General features: G+C 66.0%; 16 protein-coding genes. 2 read left to right on the top strand and 14 right to left on the bottom strand.

Annotated features, from left to right (window positions below; genetic code table 11):
- Positions 1 to 49: 49 nt before the first annotated feature.
- Entirely contained in the window at positions 50 to 2,266 is a 2,217-nt protein-coding gene (locus tag VNN10_12990) for a hypothetical protein (GenBank protein HXH22936.1), read from the bottom strand.
- Between the two features lie 762 nt (positions 2,267 to 3,028).
- Here VNN10_12990 and VNN10_12985 point away from each other — a divergent pair.
- Positions 3,029 to 4,726: an ABC transporter substrate-binding protein gene (locus tag VNN10_12985; GenBank protein HXH22935.1), complete on the top strand. Its 1,698-nt coding sequence runs from the start codon at positions 3,029 to 3,031 to the stop codon at positions 4,724 to 4,726.
- Positions 4,727 to 4,793: 67 nt separating this feature from the next.
- Here the strand turns inward: VNN10_12985 and VNN10_12980 are convergent, their stop codons facing one another.
- From VNN10_12980 to VNN10_12945, 8 genes are all read right to left on the bottom strand, one after another.
- Positions 4,794 to 5,576, bottom strand: coding sequence for an alpha/beta hydrolase (locus VNN10_12980; protein ID HXH22934.1), 783 nt, complete (start codon positions 5,574 to 5,576; stop codon positions 4,794 to 4,796).
- A gap of 95 nt (positions 5,577 to 5,671) precedes the next feature.
- On the bottom strand, positions 5,672 to 6,952 hold the full coding sequence (gene serS, locus VNN10_12975) for a serine--tRNA ligase (GenBank protein ID HXH22933.1): 1,281 nt from the start codon (positions 6,950 to 6,952) through the stop codon (positions 5,672 to 5,674).
- A gap of 2 nt (positions 6,953 to 6,954) precedes the next feature.
- Positions 6,955 to 7,506 carry an NUDIX domain-containing protein gene (locus VNN10_12970; protein HXH22932.1) on the bottom strand — a complete coding sequence of 184 codons (552 nt, stop codon included), beginning with the start codon at positions 7,504 to 7,506 and terminating at the stop codon, positions 6,955 to 6,957.
- A 138-nt stretch (positions 7,507 to 7,644) separates the two neighbouring features.
- Entirely contained in the window at positions 7,645 to 8,310 is a 666-nt protein-coding gene (locus VNN10_12965; GenBank protein HXH22931.1) for an HAD family phosphatase, read from the bottom strand.
- A 95-nt stretch (positions 8,311 to 8,405) separates the two neighbouring features.
- The gene (gene lysS / locus VNN10_12960) at positions 8,406 to 9,899 is read right to left on the bottom strand and encodes a lysine--tRNA ligase (GenBank protein HXH22930.1); all 1,494 of its coding nucleotides are present in this window, start codon (positions 9,897 to 9,899) and stop codon (positions 8,406 to 8,408) included.
- A gap of 60 nt (positions 9,900 to 9,959) precedes the next feature.
- Positions 9,960 to 10,430, bottom strand: coding sequence for a transcription elongation factor GreA (gene greA / locus VNN10_12955; GenBank protein ID HXH22929.1), 471 nt, complete (start codon positions 10,428 to 10,430; stop codon positions 9,960 to 9,962).
- A 223-nt stretch (positions 10,431 to 10,653) separates the two neighbouring features.
- Entirely contained in the window at positions 10,654 to 11,265 is a 612-nt protein-coding gene (thpR, locus tag VNN10_12950) for an RNA 2',3'-cyclic phosphodiesterase (GenBank protein ID HXH22928.1), read from the bottom strand.
- Positions 11,262 to 12,083, bottom strand: a complete 822-nt coding sequence (locus VNN10_12945) for an amidohydrolase family protein (protein ID HXH22927.1) — start codon at positions 12,081 to 12,083, stop codon at positions 11,262 to 11,264. The genes thpR and VNN10_12945 overlap by 4 nt, the downstream gene beginning before the upstream one ends.
- A 55-nt stretch (positions 12,084 to 12,138) precedes the next feature.
- Between VNN10_12945 and VNN10_12940 the strand changes: the two genes are divergently transcribed.
- On the top strand, positions 12,139 to 12,990 hold the full coding sequence (locus VNN10_12940) for a sulfite exporter TauE/SafE family protein (GenBank protein ID HXH22926.1): 852 nt from the start codon (positions 12,139 to 12,141) through the stop codon (positions 12,988 to 12,990).
- On the opposite strand, the gene VNN10_12935 is transcribed toward VNN10_12940, so the two are convergent.
- The 5 genes from VNN10_12935 to VNN10_12915 all read right to left on the bottom strand — a co-directional run.
- Positions 12,982 to 13,488, bottom strand: a complete 507-nt coding sequence (locus VNN10_12935) for a hypothetical protein (protein HXH22925.1) — start codon at positions 13,486 to 13,488, stop codon at positions 12,982 to 12,984. The two genes, VNN10_12940 and VNN10_12935, sit on opposite strands and share 9 nt — an antisense overlap.
- A 16-nt stretch (positions 13,489 to 13,504) precedes the next feature.
- Positions 13,505 to 14,398 carry a c-type cytochrome biogenesis protein CcsB gene (gene ccsB / locus VNN10_12930; protein HXH22924.1) on the bottom strand — a complete coding sequence of 298 codons (894 nt, stop codon included), beginning with the start codon at positions 14,396 to 14,398 and terminating at the stop codon, positions 13,505 to 13,507.
- Positions 14,395 to 15,216 (bottom strand): PIG-L deacetylase family protein, encoded by an 822-nt coding sequence (locus VNN10_12925; GenBank protein HXH22923.1) that lies wholly within the window; start codon positions 15,214 to 15,216, stop codon positions 14,395 to 14,397. Before VNN10_12925 ends, ccsB begins: the two co-directional genes overlap by 4 nt.
- 6 nt (positions 15,217 to 15,222) lie before the next feature.
- Positions 15,223 to 16,455, bottom strand: a complete 1,233-nt coding sequence (locus tag VNN10_12920; GenBank protein ID HXH22922.1) for a glycosyltransferase — start codon at positions 16,453 to 16,455, stop codon at positions 15,223 to 15,225.
- A partial coding sequence (locus tag VNN10_12915) for a GNAT family N-acetyltransferase (GenBank protein HXH22921.1) occupies positions 16,455 to 17,270 on the bottom strand: 816 nt, incomplete at its 5' end. The genes VNN10_12915 and VNN10_12920, both read right to left, overlap by 1 nt.

Genomic DNA, 17,270 nt, shown 5'->3' with positions numbered 1-17,270 from the left:
TGCCGCCCCGTGGCCCCATCCCCATGTCTCGCTCCCATACGATTACTCCTTACGGAGGAGACTCCGTCCGCTCGAGGGGACAGCTAACAAAGCGGTTCACCTTGGAGCGGAACCGGACGCAACCTGTCGCGCTGGGTTCCGTCCGGCGAACTGCCTGGACCGTCACCTCCGCCGAGGCCGCCCCCTCGGTGGTCCACTCGATCTTGATCGAACACTGAGAAGCCTCCGTAGGCCGACAAGGATTCGGCGAGGCGGTGACCCTCCCCGATGATGACTTGTTCACTCCGGTCACCAGGACGCCCGCTAGCAAGGCGGACGAATCCCCAATGCCAGTCCCGTGGAGGCGAAAAATATACTCCTGACCGGCTAATATCCACGGTGCCTCGCTACTGCCGGACGCGCCGCCCGCAAACGGCGACTCCCCCATCCCTCCGGCCTCGACCGTTACCTGCGCAGAGGAGACGCCCTGAGAAGTCCAGGTGACTGTCGTGGTGCACCGCGAGCCTGAGCATGGATTCGGCGAGGCAGTGATCGTTCCGGATCTTCCTTGCCCGGCGGCCACAACCAGAACTCCTGCGAGAAGAGTCCGCCCGCCGTTTGACGTGTCGTAGAGCCGGACGACGTACTCATCTCCAGGACCGAGCGTCCAGGTCAAATCCTCGTTTCCCTGCAGAGAGCGCGAAAGCACTTGTTCAGCGTCCACAGCCGTCCCTCCACCAGACAGGCGGAGCCCGTAACGGCTCAAGCTCTGCAGGCTTGGAATCCCCGACGGTACGCGGACGCCGAGGGTCATGATCGGTCCCTCATGCTGCGCAATCGCATCTCGCTGCAGTTGGAACAGCTTGGTTTCGGGACGGACGTACAAATTGCTTTCAATTCGGATGAAGCGAGCGTCCTTCGGAAGGAATGGAATGACGTAGGAAGTAGGCTCGTCGCCCAACATTATGAACATTTGGTCCTGCCGCTTGAGCTGAGCGGGTACGTCCACGGCGTACCAATCGCCGCTCCATGACGCGCGTCCCCAATCCGAAGGCTCCGTAGTCAGCACGGTCACGGCAGCGGCGATTATCACGAGGGTAACGGCCACTTGCCTGTTCTGCACGATCCAGACGATCAGCATTACCATCACAAGTCCTGTAAGGAGCTCCAACGCAACGACGTACCGAGACACTGCAAACGTGAACAACCACACGACGAAGCTGGACAAGAAGAACAGCAGCACGACGACGCCTGGGGAGCCGACCGCGCTCGGTATGGCGATCCACCGGCGGCCGCGAACGGCCAGTACCAAGAACGAGACCGGCGCGAGGATACTTATGATCGCGAAACGAAGGTCCCTGAACGGCAGTTCAGAAGTGGGATGCTTCCCTTCTGCCCACTGAAATGGATAGCCCAAGCCCTCCCACAGCGAGTCCGGGATGTAGCGGGCATCTCGCCAGTTGATGGGATCGTAAAATGGCGACCTGAATATAGCGTTATAGAAAGGAAAGAGCGGACTCTCGAACTCCTGGGTCAGATAGTAGCTCCAATAGCCGTGCGTGATCAGCAAGCCGGCCAGTGCGCCGAACCCGAATATCGTCAGACGTGACAGAACGTCAGGAATACTTCGCGAAATCCACCAGAACGATGCGACGGCTCCGATGAGAAAGGTCATATTCGTCAATTTCAGTCCTGTGGCAGCACCGAACGCCAGGCCAGCACCAGCTACCCGGAAGGACGACGACGATCTCAAATGTGTGGCAATTAGCAACAAGCCGAGTAGGACAAGAACGCTCGTCAGGTTGTCACCAAATGTCGTCCCAACTCCGCTGACAAAGATCGGCGCAGAGCCCCCGATGATGGTCGCTATGATCGGCAATAGATACTTTGAGAGCAGAGCCGAGGTCGATAGAGAAGGAATCGACCGGAATATTGTTCTACTTAGCGAGAAGACCAACAGGAAATTAAGCCCGTGCAAGGAGGCAAGTACGGCACTTGCGAGTACTGGAGATAGGTTCGAGATAAGCAGGTACGACGGAACGAATAGTAATGGGTTTAGGAATGTCTGGATTTGGCTGGGAAGAATATTGAAGGAGCTAAGCCCGTTTAAGAACGCATAGGCGCCGTAGTAATGGTAATTTCTCTGGTCCCAGTTCGTGTCCTGACCTTGTGCGACGGCGTATGCGGTTGGCACGATAAGACAGAGCACCGCAACGAAGACATCCGCAGCCCGTTGAAGGTGCCATCCATCTCTGAAACGGAGCGCCGCCGCCTTCCAGAGGCCCACCTAGCCGGCACCTCGAGCGGGGAAGGTTTGGGCTAGTTTCAATCCTACGACCAACGCGGCCTCATGCAGGCGGCCAACCAAGGCAATTGGCAGTAGGAGGCCGGGCTCACGGACGCTGATAGCACCTTCGGACGCTAAGGCCAAAGCCGCTATCTCGAGGTTCACTTCGAAGGAAGGCCGCTGCACGAACGAGCGAAGCATAACTGATCCCATTGGGCGCTGCACTTCTGGGCAGGGACGGCGCAATTCCGCCACATGGCACTGTGTGGACCCCAGTCATCGTGGATTTCGGCGAGCCGCGCTGACCTCATCGTCGACTCCGCCCACCAACACTTCGAAGTAGCATACGCGCCGTGGGCACCCGCCATGTTGGACGCCGGGGGCCTTACCTAGCAGTGCGTTAGTCGCAACGCCGGCCACCATCACTGCCGTCCAGTCGCTTCTGGCTAGCTGTCCCGTCAAATCGTTCGCGCGGCCTGGTGCTGGCGCAAATTTCGAATGCTTGCATTGACAAGCGCTATCGGTCGCCGTATAAGCGCAGCAACCCAGGTTGGCCGCCAGGCCGCAGACGGCCGCAGACGAAAGGTAGGGAGCACCTTGAGTAAGCACGGCTATTGGGAATCGATCCGCACGGCGCGTCTCAGTCGGAGGAGGGCAATCAGCGGCGCAGCCACACTCGGCGCCGGCGCGGCTGCTCTCAGCGTCGTGGGGTGCGGGGGTGGAGGAGGTGACGGGGGCGGCGGCGAGCAAGGAAGCAGCCTGTTGTACACGCGCGTCGACACCACGGACAAGGCGAAGCCGGGCGGCACCTACAACTCCGTCCTCGCCACGGACGTGGTCACCCTGGACCCGCTGTCCGCGGCGACCTTCAACACCCTGGACATCGTCGCCGCCTTTACATATCCGAAGATGCTGCAGTTCTCGCTCAGCAAGTACCCCAAGCTGAGCAAAGGCGAGGTCGAGGGCCAGCTGGCGGAGTCGTACGAGCTCAGCGCCGACCACCTGACCCTCACCTTCAAGGTCCGGCCCGGCATGCGCTGGGACTCGCGCGCGCCGACTAACGGCCGCGAGATCGACTCCAGCGACGTGGTCTTCAGCTGGAACAAGTACGCCCAGGTCAGCCCCCTGCGCGGCGACTTCGTCTACAGCTCCAGCAACCCCTCGGCCCCGGTCGAGTCCGTTTCGGCGCCGGACAGCCGCACGGTTGTCTTCAAGCTGCACCATCCTGACGCTTCGATAGTGCAGCTCTTCGCGACGTCCGTGCTTTTCTACAACATGCCGAAGGAGTCCGACGGCGGGTTCGACCCGAAGGGGACGGTAAGAGGCTACGGCCCCTACGTCCTCGAGGACTACCGCCCCTCGACGCAGTTCCTCTGGGCGAAATCCCCGAACTATTACGTCAAGAATCGGCCCTTCATGGACAAGATCTCGCTGCCCATCGTGCCGGAGTACGCGACGCGCCTGTCGCAGTTCAAAGCCGGCAACGTCTGGACGCCGGTGCACCGGCAGGAGGACATCCTGCCCACGAAGAAGGACCTCCCGGTCCTCAACCTGCTCCAGGGCGCCGACTTCCCAAAAACGCCGTGGTTCCTCTCCTTCGGCTACGAGGGCAACTCGCCCTTCAAGGACGAGCGCATGCGCCAGGCGGTGTCACTGATCTTCGACAAAGAGACCATCATCGACATCACGTCGAACCGTCCGGCATTCGAGTCCCAGGGCCTGCCGATCCCGGTGCGCTACATGGCCACGATCGGCCCGGGCTGGGAGGGGTACTGGATCGACCCCCAGGACGAGAAGAAGTTCGGGGCAAACTCGAAGTACTACAAGTACGACGTCCCCGAGGCGAAAAAGCTGATGGCGGCTGCCGGCTACACCGGCTCAGAAGTCGCGTTGTACTACAACCAGGGCCAGCAGTACGGCACGCAGTATCTCCAGGTCGGCGAAGCCCTGGCCGGCATGTTCAACGACGGCGGCCTGAAGACCAAGTCAGACCCGCGCGAGTACCAGAACGACTGGCTGCCCAACTTCTACTACGGCTACGCTGCCGGCAACAAGGGCTTCACCGGCGTCAAGTGGATGGCCGAGCGCACCTACCCGACGGTGGCCTCGCAGCTCTTCGCGACGCTCCACAAGGATGGCCCCCGCTTTGTCGGCATGACGCCGACGGGCAACAACGCCCAGCAGGGCGACCCCAAGGTCAACGCTGACGTCGAGAAGATCCGGAACGAGTTCGACCTGGAGAAGCAGCAGGCGCTCGTGCATGACCTGCTGAGGTACATGGCCGGCAAGGCCTACTACATCCCGGTCCAGTTCCCCGTCGGGACGCCGGGATTCAGCCTCTACTGGCCGTGCGTCAGCAACCTCGGCGCCTATGTCGGCTTCGCCGGCAGCAACACGGCCGCGGAGACGGGCCTCCACCTCTGGATCGACACCACGAAGCCGCCTCTGGGGCCGGGGTAGGCGGCAGGCACGGACACTTCATCGAGGGCCCCGGTCCGCCTACCGGGGCCCTTCGCTCGGGGCGCGGCTACGCGGTCAGGAAGGACAGCACTTCCCGGACAAAGAGGTCAGGGGCCGTATTCATGGCCGTATGGCCCTGTCCCGGCATGACCGCGACGCGAGCTTCCGGCAGCGCCGCGGCCAGCATCGCCGAGGGCCGGGTGAGCGAGGGCGGGCTGGCCCCGCCGACAAGGAGTAGCGTCGGCACCTTCAGGTTGGCGATACGCCCGGCGTCGAAGACGTATTCGGCGTCCGCGAACTCGCGCAGCGCCGTGTGCGCCGCCGCCAGCCTCGCCTGCCAGGACGGTGCCGCCTTCAGCGCGGCCATCTCCTGCTCCGAGGCCCCGGCCGCTTCCCGGAAGAACGTGGTCAGCATCGCCTCCCTGTCGCCGGCGTCCAGCAGTGCCTGCAGCCTTGCCTCCAGTCCCGGAGCATATATCTCGATCCCGTCGACCGGAAACGGCGGCTCATAGAGCACCAGCTTGCGCAGGTTCGGCGTCCGCAGCGCGGCCTCCAGCGAGCACAGTGCGCCGTACGAGTGGCCGAGCAGGCTCGTGCCCGGCCCGGCCGCATCCACAACCGCCGCGACGTCCTCGTACTCCCGCTCGATGTCGTACGTCTCGCTGTCGCCGCTGCCGCCGCGGCCGCGCCGGTCCATCGCCAGCACCGTGAAGTGCCTCTCGAGCTCCGGCAGCACCGGCGCCCAGCGCGTGTGGTCCGCCGTCGTCCCATGCACCAGCACCAGCGGCGGCCCGCTGCCGCTGCGCTCGAATGCGATGGCCGTCCCGTCCTTCGACCTGACCGTCTCCATGTCGTCCCTCCCGGGCCGCTAGTCTACCGCGCGGGGCACAGTCCCGACGTCCGCCTCATCGGGACTTCGGTGTTGGCTGACGGCAGGCGCCAGGCTTAGGCGGACTCCCTCGGCCTGATCACGCCTTCGCCGCCCATGTACGGCAGCAGCACGTCCGGCACCTCGACCGAGCCGTCAGCGCGCTGGTAGTTCTCCAGGACGGCGATCATCACCCGCGGCAGCGCCAATCCCGAGGCGTTGAGCATATGCGGGTACTCCGGGCGGCCGCCGCGCTCGCGACGGAAGCGGATGTTCGCGCGCCGCGCCTGGAAGTCCGTGCAGTTCGAGGCGCTCGACACCTCGAGCCATTCGCCGCAGCCCGGCGCCCAGGCCTCCAGGTCGAAGCTCTTCGCCGACTTGAAGTCGAGGTCGCCGGTGCAGAGCTGGACCAGGCGATAGGGGATGCGAAGGGTGCTCAGCACCTCGGCCGCATCCGCGACCATCTCCTCCAGCGCCTTGTCCGAGTCTTCGGGCAAGACGTAGCGGAAAAGCTCTACCTTGTCGAACTGGTGGCCGCGCTTGATGCCGCGCACATCGCGGCCGGCGCTCATGCGCTCCCGCCGGAAGCAGGGCGTATAGGCGACGTACTTCAGCGGCAGGACATCCGGCTCCAGGATCTCGCCGGCGTGAAAGTTCGCCAGCTGCGCCTCCGCCGTCGGGATCCACCAGAAGTCGTCCTCGGCGTCGTGGTACATGGTGTCGCGGAACTTCGGCAGGTGGCCGGACTTGTACAGGTTCTCCTCGCGGATCACCGCCGGCAGGTAGAGCTCGGTGTAGCCGTGTTTGCGGGTGTGCAGGTCCAGCATGAAGGCGATGAGGGCGCGCTGCAGCCTGGCCCCGGCGTCGCGCAGGACGTAGAAGCGCGAGCCCGCGAGACGGACGCCGCGCTCGAAGTCGATGATGCCGAGCTGCTCGCCGAGGTCCCAGTGCGGCTTCGGCTCGAAGTCGAACTCGCGCGGCGTACCGACGGTCTCGCGCACGACGTTGTGCGCCTCGTCCGGGCCGACCGGGACGTCCGGCTGCGGGACGTTCGGCACCTCGAGGAGCAGCGCGTCGAGCTCTCTCTCGACCTCCGACAGCGTCCCGTCGAGCGCGTCGATCTGCTCGCTGAGCAGCTTGCCCCGGGCCTGAAGCTGGGCCCGCTCCTCGGGCGACGCCCTGCCCATCTGCCGGCCGATCGCATTGCGCTGCGCCTTGAGGTCGTCGGCCTGTTGCTGCAACGCGCGACGGCGTTCGTCCAGTTCGAGAATGCGGTCGACGGGAGCCGTGGTGTTGCGGTCGGAGACGGCTTTACGGACGAGGTCGGGGTTCTCACGGATGAACTGGAGGGCTAGCAACCTCACCCCCCGGCCCCGTCTCCGTCAACGGAGAGGGGGCCTTCTGAAGTCGTGACCGGCGCGAGCGACGCCTCGTGCTGGCTGACGAGGCGTATGGCTTCGAGGCCGAGGGCGCGGACATCGGGGGCGAACGGTATCTCGGGGCCGCATTCACCGGCAAGGAAGAGGCCATCGTCTTCGCGCAGCGTGCGCTCGTCCACCCAGCGGATCGGGTTCTCCGGGTCGTGCGAGCGGCCGGGATAGCCTCCCGTGACGCGCAGGAAGTAGACCAGGTCAATGTGCTCATGCCCGGGCTCGACCGGGCAGACGAGGATGGTATACGGCGGTTCGAGCTGCTCGGGCCCGCCGGCGTACGACACCCTGGGCGCCAGGGGGACGACCTCGGCGTCCAGGCCGAACTCCTCTCGCACCTCGCGCAGCACCGCCTGCACGGGGTCCTCACCCGGCTCGATGTGGCCGCCGGCGGGCAGCCACGACTGGACCTTGCGGTGCCAGTGCAGCGCCGTGCGCCCCTTGTGGACGACGAAGCCGGTAACCGTGAGATGCCGGTCCATGCCTGTCATTGTAGGGGATGGCTGCGCGATGCCGGAGTTGGCCTCGAGGCGCCCGACAAGCCTGCCGCCTGCCGCGGAAGAGCGGGCGCCGCTGGGTCACTTCGCTCTCCTGCTGTGCCTTCGCAACATGTCCGCACTTCAGGACTCATTGCTCTTGAGGCCCAACAGGCCAAGGTCGAAGTCTTCGAGCGTGTCGATCACGGCATCGGCCATCGGCAGCGGCGGGAAGGCGGTGCTGCTGGCGCGCACCTGGACGGCGTACATGCCGGCCGCCTTGGCCGCCCGCAGGCCCGTCGGCGTGTCCTCGACGGCGATGCAGGCCTCGGGCGGCACGTCGAGCTTCGAAGCGGCGAGGAGGTAGAGGTCCGGCGCCGGCTTCGGGTGCTCGACCTCCGTCGCCGAAGCCAGCGCGTCGAAAGCGTCCCGCAGGCCAATGCCGCGCAGTAGCGCGTCGATCCAGCCCATCCAGGAGGACGAGGCGACAGCGATCGGCACGCCCTCCCTGCGCAAGGTGCGCACCAGGTCCACGACTCCGGGTAGCGGCTGTTTCAGCTTCGCCAGACGCTCGACGAGCTCGCGGTCGTAAGCCGGGATATAGTCCTCTATCCTCCCCGGGAGGCCGAGCTCGCGGACCAGGATAGACCACGTCTCTTCGACGCCCGTGCCCATGATCTTGAGGTGCAGCTCCGGCGTCACCTTCTTGCCAAGGCCGGCCAGGACCGCGTCCATGGCCTCCGCGTAGATTGGCTCGCTATCGGCAAGGACGCCGTCCATGTCGAAGACAACGGCCCTGTATCGGGTCAAGGGAGATGGACTTTCGACCCTGGACATTGGACTTCCGCCGGAGACGGTCCGCGGCGCAAGCCGTATCCCAGACTCCCGAATCTAAAGTCCAATTCCTACTTACGCTCCCTCAGGACCGGGAAGAGGATTACCTCTCGGATCGAGCGCTTGCCAGACAGCAGCATTACGAGCCTGTCGATGCCAACGCCGAGGCCGCCCGTCGGCGGCATGCCGTGCTCGAGCGCGTTCAGGAAGTCCTCGTCGATGAGTTCCGCCTCCTCGTCTCCGGCCGCGCGCAGGCGCGCCTGCAGCTCGAAACGTTCGCGCTGCTCGAGGGGGTCGTTCAGTTCCGTGTAGGCGTTTCCAATCTCGAACCCGTCGGCGTAGAACTCGAAGCGCTCCACGTAGCGAGGGTCATCCGGCTTTCGCTTGGCCAACGGCGAGAGCTCGACGGGATAGTCGATGAGGAAGGTGGGCTCGATGAGCTTCGGCTCCACCAGTTCGTCCTTCACCTGGTCCAGGAGCTTACCCCAGCCCGCCCCCTTCTCCGGCTCCAGCCCCATCTCCTTCATGCGGATTTGGAGGCTTTCGATGCCAGGGTACTGCTCCGGGTCCAGGCCGGCGTATTCGATCAGCGCCTGGCGGTAAGTGAGCCGGCGCCACGGCGGCGTCAGGTCCACCTCCACTGTGCTGTCGCCGCGGACCAGCTTCACGCGGGTCGAGCCGGTCGCCTCGACGGCCGCGTGTGCGATCATCTCCTCGCACATCGCCATCACGTCGTTGTAGTCGGCGTAGGCCTCGTAGCTCTCCAGCATGGTGAACTCCGGGTTCCATTTGAAGCCGACGCCTTCGTTCCGGAAGATGCGGCCGATCTCGTATACCTTGTCGTAGCCGCCGACGACCAGGCGCTTCAGGTAGAGCTCCGTGGCCACACGCATGTAGAGGTCGCGGTCGAGCTCGTTGTGGTGGGTGACGAAGGGCCTAGCGGCGGCCCCGCCCCAGTGCTCCACGAGGATAGGGGTCTCGACCTCGATGAAGCCGCGGCGGTCGAGGAAGCGCCGGATGGACGCGACCACCTGGCTGCGGACCTGGAACAGCTCGCGCACCTCCGCGTTGGCGATGAGGTCGCGATAGCGCTGCCGGTAGCGCTGCTCGACGTCCGTCAGGCCGTGCCACTTCTCCGGCGGCGCCTGCAGCGACTTCGCCAGCATGGTGAGCGCGACGGCGTCGACGGTGATCTCGCCGGTCTTGGTGCGGAAGAGCGGGCCCTCCGCGCCGACAATGTCACCCAGGTCCACATCCTTCAGCGTCTCGAAGCCCGCCTCGCCCAGCCGGTCGAGCCTCGCCGAGACCTGGATGCGCGCGGAGCCATCGCGGATGTCGAGGAATGCCGCCTTGCCCATCCGGCGCAACGCCGTGACGCGACCTCCCAGGCGCACGAAAGGGGGCTCGCCGTCCGGCTGCGCCTCCCAGGCTTCGAAGGCGTTCAGCGCTTCGGCGTTCGGGTGCGTGCGGTGGTAGCGGGGCGGATAAGGGTCCAGGCCGCGGGCGCGCAGACGCTGCAGCTTGAGCAGCCGCTGCTGATAGATCTCCTCTTCCTTGCTCGCCATCCTCGCTCACACGAAGAACGGGCCTGCATCGGCCCGTCCCCTTGGTTACTCGCGCCGGCCTCAGCTTATGCCGGTGATTGTAAGGCGGAGCAGGCCGCGCGGCACCTGCACCTGGACCTCGTCACCCACCCGCTTGCCGAGGAGCGCGCGCCCAACCGGCGATTCATTGCTGATCAGGCCTTCGGACGGCCGCGCCTCCGCGGGCCCGACGATGGTGTACTCCATCTCCTTACCATCCGCCTTCACGGACACCTTGGAGCCGAGCTGGACGCGGGTGGCGTGATGGGCAGCTTCCTCGTCGATTACCGTGGCGTTCTGCAGCAGGTGCTCGAGGGTCATGATGCGCCCCTCGACGAAGGCCTGCTCGTTCTTCGCCTCCTCGTACTCGGCGTTGTTCTGGGCGCTGGCCAACTCCTTCGCGGCATGGATGCGCGCGGCCACCTCCGGCCGGCGCACGTTGCGCAGGTACTCGAGCTCCTTTTCCAGCCGCTCGAGGCCTTCGCGAGTCAGTGGTGTTGCCTTCTCGGCCATAGTGCTGTTCCTGCTACTGCGGCAACTCGGGCCGCTGACAAAACAAAAACTGAGGGCAGCCCTCAGTCAGCGCGAACCTTCCTCCCGCGTCGCCGAAATTATAGTCGCGTACACCGAGCGCTGTAAAGGAAAACCGCTAGGCTTATAGATTCTCTGAGACTCCGCCCGCAAGCCCGGGGCGGGCCGGGTCGCAGAGCTGCGAAGGCATCCTGCCGGACAAGCCTCAGGGGAAGCGTTGCAGGCGCTCGTAGCGGGCGCCGCCCGGCCCGATGTGGCTACGCATCAGGCTGATAGCCTCGGAGACGAGCGGCGGAGTCGCGGCGAGGCGGACCTCCTCGCTCGCGGCCGCGACGGCGGCGCGCTCGGCGCGGCTGAAGTCCTCCGGGACCCGGGCGAGGGTCAGGTGCGGCTGAAAGCGGCCTTCGCGCGGGAAGCCAGCAGCCGCGAAGCTCGTCTCCAGGTCCTCTACAAGGCGGTAGAGCCGCCCCCGCTCGGCGGCGCTGGCGCCGTCCAGCCCCGCCCAGATGACACGCGGGCCGCGGCGGTCGCCGAAGGCGTTGAGCCGCTCGGCCAGGACGAGGCTAATGGGCGCGAAATCGCTGGAGGCGCTGCGGATAGCGCCGCGCACCGCCTCGAGCCTGCTCTCCGGCACGGAGCCGAGGAACTTCAGCGTGAGATGAATGCCCTCCGGGCGCACCCAGCGAAGCGGCCTCACTCCGCGCCCCTCGAGCGCGGCTCGCAGGGCGTTCTGGGCGCGCTCCAGCTCCTGCAGCCAGGCCGGCGACAGCTCCAGGGCCACGAAGAGGCGCAGTCCGGCTTCTCCCCTCGCCGTCATGTCAGCCCCAGAAGCCTTGCCGCATTGCCGCCGAGCACGAGTGCGAGACCGGATGCCGGGAGGCCGGCCGACTCCGCTTCGCGGCGCGCGGCCTCCTGCGCCACCAGCGGGAAGTCGCTGCCGAATAGCACTCTGTCGGCGCCGACGAGGTCGATGACCCGCCTGTACACATCCGCCGCATAGAGGAAGCGAGAAGCTGCCGTGTCGAAGTACGCCCCCTCGAGGGCAACGCGCACCTCCGGCATGAGGGTGAAGAAGGGCAGGCCACCACCCCAATGCGCTGCCACCAGCGGAGCCGGCAACGAAGAGGCGGCCTCTACCATGGCGTCGAGGGGGACCCCTGACTTGCCGGGATAGTGGTGTCCAACCGGCTCCGAGACATGGAAGAGCGGCACCAGCCCGGTGCTACCCAGGGCATCGGCGCCTTCAGGCGACCTGAGCCCACACGTCGAGCGCAACTCGCCGAGACCGCGAGCGCCTCCCGCGGCGACGCGCCTAACCTCGGCCGCGACTGTCGGCCCGTCCGCCTCCGGGGCCAGGCAGCAAAACGCGAGGATGCGGCCGCGGCTGCGCGCCGCCTCCTCCAGGAGGTAGTCATTGTGGCGCCGGCAATCTTCCATGTCCGACCAGGCGAAACCCAGGGCAACGGAGACGTCGATGCCCGCGGCGTCCATGCTCCGGAGCAGGTCCTGAGCTGTCGCCATGCGAGCCCGGCGATCGCGATACATTTCGGCGAATGTGACGTCGCGCGCGGCCAGCGCCTCGCGGGAAGCGATCATCTCCGGCGGGAAGATGTGGGTGTGGAAGTCCACGATCACGCTTCGATCTTAGGACCGTCTGCGATTGTTGAGCGAAGCAGTCAACAATGCCAAGATGCGAGCGGAGTCGCGCTCTTTGCCGGACGTTCTGCAATGGCCCGCACTGGTCCTCCTCGGGATCGCGGTCGGCGCCTACGGCACCCTGATCGGTGCCGGCGGCGGCTTTGTGCTGACCCCTGCTCTCCTCCTGCTGTACCCGGACCACCGGCCTGAGGTCATAACTTCGATCTCGCTGGGCGTGGTCTTCTTCAACGCGGCCTCCGGATCGGTGGCCTACGGCCGCCAGAGGCGCATCGACTACCCATCGGCCCTGATGTTCGCGGCAGCGACGCTGCCGGGAGCGGTCGGGGGCGCCGTCCTTACGGCAGAGTTCCCGCGGGACGCCTTCGAAGCCGCCTTTGGCGTCCTCCTGCTCCTCGTCGCGGGCTGGCTTGCGCTGCCTCGCAGCGCCCGCGTGATCGTCACGCAGCCGCCCGCGCGCTACCGCCGGCGCCAGCTTACGGACGCGCGTGGCGACACCTACGTGTATTCGTTCGACCCCTACCTCGGGGTCGGGCTGGGGCTTGCGATTGGCTTCATTTCGAGCCTTTTCGGTGTAGGTGGAGGGATCATCTACGTCCCGGCGATGGTCCTGCTCATGCGCTTCCCCTCGTACATCGCGACGGCGACATCGACGTTCACGCTCATGTTCACTTCGGGAGCGGGAGCGTTGGTCCATGTCATCGCCGGCGACTTCTCCGGCGTGCTGGGCGAGGAACTGAGCCTTGCGGCCGGGGTCCTCCTGGGCGCGCAACTGGGCGCGCTCGTCTCCATGCGTCTACAGGCCAGACAGCTGGTCGTTATGCGGCTACTAAGTGGCGCCCTCGGCCTCGTGGGTCTGCGCCTGGTGTTCGGCGCGCTACTGTAGGCTGCGGGCGATCTCGAGAATCGTGCGGCGCTGCAGGGGCGGGCCCGCAGCGGCGATCTCGTAGTACATGCCGCCCTGGCGCCAGACGAGCCGGTACTGCGCCTTGCGCGCACCCTCGTTGATTTCGATGAGGTCGGCGTCGATCCCGGGAAACAGGTTGCGCAGGACAATGTGCGAGGCTCCGGCGGGGTCAGCGCTGGCCACGGGGATTGTCTGAGACTGGTAGATGTTGATCTCGAAGGGCCCCTCGAACGTCAGGGTCACGCTCTGCCTGCCACTGGCGCCGACCACGGAGATATTCGTCAGGCGTTGGCTGTTCGGCAGGCGGCAGGGATACAGGAAGTCGAAGGCGGCCTCGCGCCGGCCCTCGGCCAGGATCTTCCCCTGGATCGAGTCCTCCTGGGGGATCGAGCAGCCGGTCTCCTCGCCCACGCTTTCGCAGGTGAACGCGAGAAGGAGCACCGCCGCAACGGCACCGGCAGCGAGGCCGTATTTCAAGAGCCGCAGGAGGACGCTAAACGCCGGCGTAGCTGTGCAACCCCGAGATCAGGAAGTTGACGGCGAAGTAGGTGAAGAGGACAGCGACAAAGCCGAGGATGAGGAGGAGGGCCGAGCGCCTTCCCTCCCAGCCGCGTAGCACGCGGGCGTGCAGGTAGCCGGCGTAGATGAACCAGGTCAGTAGCGCCGACGTCTCCTTCGGGTCCCAGCCCCAGTAACGCCCCCAGGCCGAGTTGGCCCAGTAGGCCCCGAGCGCGATGCCGAGGGTCAGCAGAGGGAAGCCCACGAGCACGGACCAGTAGGCAATGTCCTCCAGCGTTTCGGAGGACGGCAGGCGCGCGAAACGCCGTTCCGCGGAGCCGCCCTGGAGAAGGTACAGCACGGCGGCCCCGAACGAGATGGAGAGGGCGCTGTAGGCGAGGGCCATGGTGCTGACATGAAGCCCGAGTATCCGATTTGCCTGCAACGCCGGCACGAGCGGCGTGACCTCCGAAGGGAAGAAGGCGAGGGCAACGCCCATCAGAGAGGCGGCGACGGTCATCATCACTGCGCCGATGGCGCGCTCGCGGAAGGCGGCCTCGAAGGCGACGGTGAACAGCGTCACGCCCCAGCCAAGCGCGACCGTGTACTCCCAGAGGTTCCCCAAGGGCGGCCGGTCGGTGGCGACGGCCCGCGCGCCGACCGAGACGGTGAGCAGAGCGAGCGCGGCGGCAGCGGCACCGGTCGCGAAGCCGCCGATGGAGGCCGGCACCGCGACGCGCACGGCCACGGGCACGGTCATGGCGCCGGTGGCCGCCTGGCGGTAAGCAGTCCAGGAGCCGACAGCTACGACGACATAGGCAAGCGCCGAGGTCACAGCGCAGGCGAAGCCGGCCAGGAAGCTGTAGTAGGCTAGCTGCTCGATTGTCACGCCCCTGCCGGAGCAGGCTCCTGGTGCACTGCGGCGGGCGCTTCCTGCGACGCCGGCCTCTGCCGGCCGATACGCACGCGTTTGAAGCTCTCGAAGCTGCCGCTTCGTCCCCTTCGCCGGCCCTGCGAGCGATAGCGCTTCAGCATCTCCTCGCGATCGCGGGTCGAGACCTGGCTCCTGTGACACAGGATAGCGTCTACTTTCTTCTCGATGAAGGGCGTTATGTCGACGAAGTAGTCCGGGCTATCGCTGCCGGCAAGGAGCAGTTCGTTCACGGGCCGCGCTTTCAGGCCCTCCGCCAGGTGCTCCTCGTAGTACAGATGGTCCCTCACCGCCGGATAAAGGGCGTCGCGGACAGCGATGCCGATGTTCCGGTGGTCGATATGGTTGAAGCCCGTCCGGAATCCGTCCCAGGTCAGGACCACATCGACCTCGTACTTCTTCAGGAGGCGCACGATCTGGCCGCGCAACTCGGCCGTCGGATAGACGAAGCCATCTGGATAGCCCAGGAAGATGACGTCCTTGACGCCGAGGACGGCAGCCGCCTCGCGCTGCTCCTGCTCTCGCATCGCCGCCAGCTCTTGCCGCGTGAGGTTCTCGTGCGTGCCCTTGTCACCGCTGGTGGCGAGCACGTAGTACACGGTCCAACCCTCTGAGCAGAACTTCGCGATCGTCCCGGCCGAAGTGAAGTCGATGTCGTCCGGGTGGGCCATGATGGCCATGAGGGTCTTCGGGCCTTCCAGCGGCGGCAGCCGGCCGCCCCGGCCCGCGGCCGTGGCGCCGTCTCGTCTGAGGAGCGATGGCAGGCTGAGTTGCATTGCCGTCTAGGCCGTCGAGACCGGGGCCGGCGTACCCTCCTGGAGGAGGGCGTCGTAGACCTGAAGGATGCGCGCCGCCACGTTCCCCCAGCGGAAGCGGGCGACAGCCTCGCGTGCGGCTTCTCCGAGGTTGCGGCGCAACGACTCGTTCTCGAGCAGCATTTCAATGCGCTCGGCGAAAGGTTCGGGACAGAGCCACGGCACCAGGTAGCCGGTCTCTCCGTCCTTGACGGTGCCCGTAAGCCCTCCTACGCGGGACGCGACCACCGGCACGCCGCAGGCCATCGCCTCGACAGCCACCAGGCCGAAGCTCTCATAGTGAGAGGGCACCACACAGACATCGGCGGCGTTGTAGAAGAGAGGCAGCTTCTCATGGTCAACGGCGCCGATGAAGGCGACCCTGTGCCCTATTCCCAGGTCACTCGCGAGGCCCTTGAGCTGGGTCATCTGAGCCGTCGAGCTCTCGTCGCCACCAACGATCAGCACGCTGCATTCGACGTCGCTCTCGAGCATCGCGGCGGCGTTTATCAGGATGTCGACGCCCTTCAGGGGCTCCAGCCGGCCGACGAAAAGGATGATTCTCTCGTCCTCGAAGCCAAGCTCGCGCCGCGCCTGCTCCTTGTCGAGCGGGCGGAAGCGCTCGATATCGACGCCGAGGGGGACAACCTCGACGCGGTCAGGCTCGGCGCCGTACAGGTGCACGAGCTGGGACTTCTCGAGCTCGGTCGCGCAGACAATCCGGTCAGCCCCGCCAACGATCTCGGCCTCGGCCGAGATCCGCATCAGGGGCTCGTTCTCGGACAGACTGGCCCGATTCTTCACCTCGCCGAGCGTGTGGAACATGGTCGCGTGGGGTACGGACCAGCGCTCCTGGAGCCGCAGGCCGGCCAATCCGGCAAGCCAGTAGTGGCTGTGTACGAGGTCGTAGCGCGCGCCCTCGGCAGCGGCGAATGCCTCGACGGCGTCGGCGAAGTCGTCCACATAGTCGCGCAGCGCCTCGGGCGGCAGCGGCTCCGGCGGGCCAGCGTCCACGTGGACGACGCGAAGCCGTGGCTCGATCTCGGCGACGTGCGGAGTGGCGGCGCTGGTCTTTCGGCTGAAGATGTCTACTTCCCAGCCCGCGCGCGCCATCTCTTTGGAAAGCTCCGTGACATACACGTTCATGCCGCCGGCCTTCGCCCCGCCTGGCCGGGCGGCGGGCGACGTGTGCATCATCAAGACTGCGACGCGGCCGGCCATCAGGTGCGCCTCACGGTCAGCTGATAGACGCCGCGGTCGCGCGCGCCGAGGTCGTACTTGTAGGGCTCGTTGCCACGGAGGAAGTCGAGCGACTCCTTGCCGTTCTCGATCGCCCACTGAAGCACCATGGCCTTCGAAAGCAGCCCCACGGAGAGGCCGGCATATTCCGGATCGTAGCCGGAGTTGTACATGTAGAGGCAGCAGCCGGCATCAAAGCAGAAGACGGAGGCCGCCGCCTTGCCGCCGACACGGAGCGTAAACAGCCTCACGAGACCCTCGCGGGCCATGGCCGAGGCCATGCGGCGGAAGAAGGAGGGCATCGCGCCGGTCATGAAGTCCGCCTTGTCCTGGCGGCTGATGGTGTGCAGGTGCAGGAAGTCCTCCATGGCCGCGTTGACGGACGCCTGGTCAGCATGCACCTCCAGGGTGACTTCCCCGGCGCCATCGTGCAGCCGGCGGAGCTTGCGGCGCAGTTCGTGGCGGTCCTTCTTTGACAGCGTAGCGAGGTAGTCGTCCCAGGTCGGCGGCAGGTCTACTCGAGGCGAGACGGCCTCTTGCTCCTCCCAGACCTCGTAGCCGGCGGCGCGCGCCAGTTCGGCGATCGCCGGACGGGTAGCGGACGTCTCGCTGAGGCCCCAGAGGTCTAGCCGCGACCACTCCTCTGCCTCCAGCTTGCGCCAGAGGTCACGGTAGGCCTCCGCCGCCCTGTCCTGCTCGACCACGAAGTCCATGAAGTCGCAGATCTGCGGGTCGCCAATGAACGTAAGGCGGTCTTCGTCCCTCATGAGGGGAGCGATGGCATAGGGACGCGGGGA

It is taken from the genome of Dehalococcoidia bacterium (genome assembly GCA_035574915.1).
GTDB lineage: Bacteria > Chloroflexota > Dehalococcoidia > DSTF01 > WHTK01 > DATLYJ01.
The sequence above is the reverse complement of the archived record's forward strand: the minus strand, read 5'-3'. Positions and strand labels throughout refer to the sequence as shown.

What these genes read in the sequence shown, in the direction of transcription:
- VNN10_12980 (HXH22934.1), bottom strand. Translation starts at nt 5,576, where the DNA reads ATGGAGACGGTCAGGTCGAAGGACGGGACGGCCATCGCATTCGAGCGC.
- VNN10_12970 (HXH22932.1), bottom strand. Translation starts at nt 7,506, where the DNA reads ATGGACCGGCATCTCACGGTTACCGGCTTCGTCGTCCACAAGGGGCGC.
- lysS (HXH22930.1), bottom strand. Translation starts at nt 9,899, where the DNA reads ATGGCGAGCAAGGAAGAGGAGATCTATCAGCAGCGGCTGCTCAAGCTG.
- greA (HXH22929.1), bottom strand. Translation starts at nt 10,430, where the DNA reads ATGGCCGAGAAGGCAACACCACTGACTCGCGAAGGCCTCGAGCGGCTG.
- thpR (HXH22928.1), bottom strand. Translation starts at nt 11,265, where the DNA reads ATGACGGCGAGGGGAGAAGCCGGACTGCGCCTCTTCGTGGCCCTGGAG.
- VNN10_12940 (HXH22926.1), top strand. Translation starts at nt 12,139, where the DNA reads ATGCGAGCGGAGTCGCGCTCTTTGCCGGACGTTCTGCAATGGCCCGCA.
- VNN10_12925 (HXH22923.1), bottom strand. Translation starts at nt 15,216, where the DNA reads ATGCAACTCAGCCTGCCATCGCTCCTCAGACGAGACGGCGCCACGGCC.
- VNN10_12920 (HXH22922.1), bottom strand. Translation starts at nt 16,455, where the DNA reads ATGGCCGGCCGCGTCGCAGTCTTGATGATGCACACGTCGCCCGCCGCC.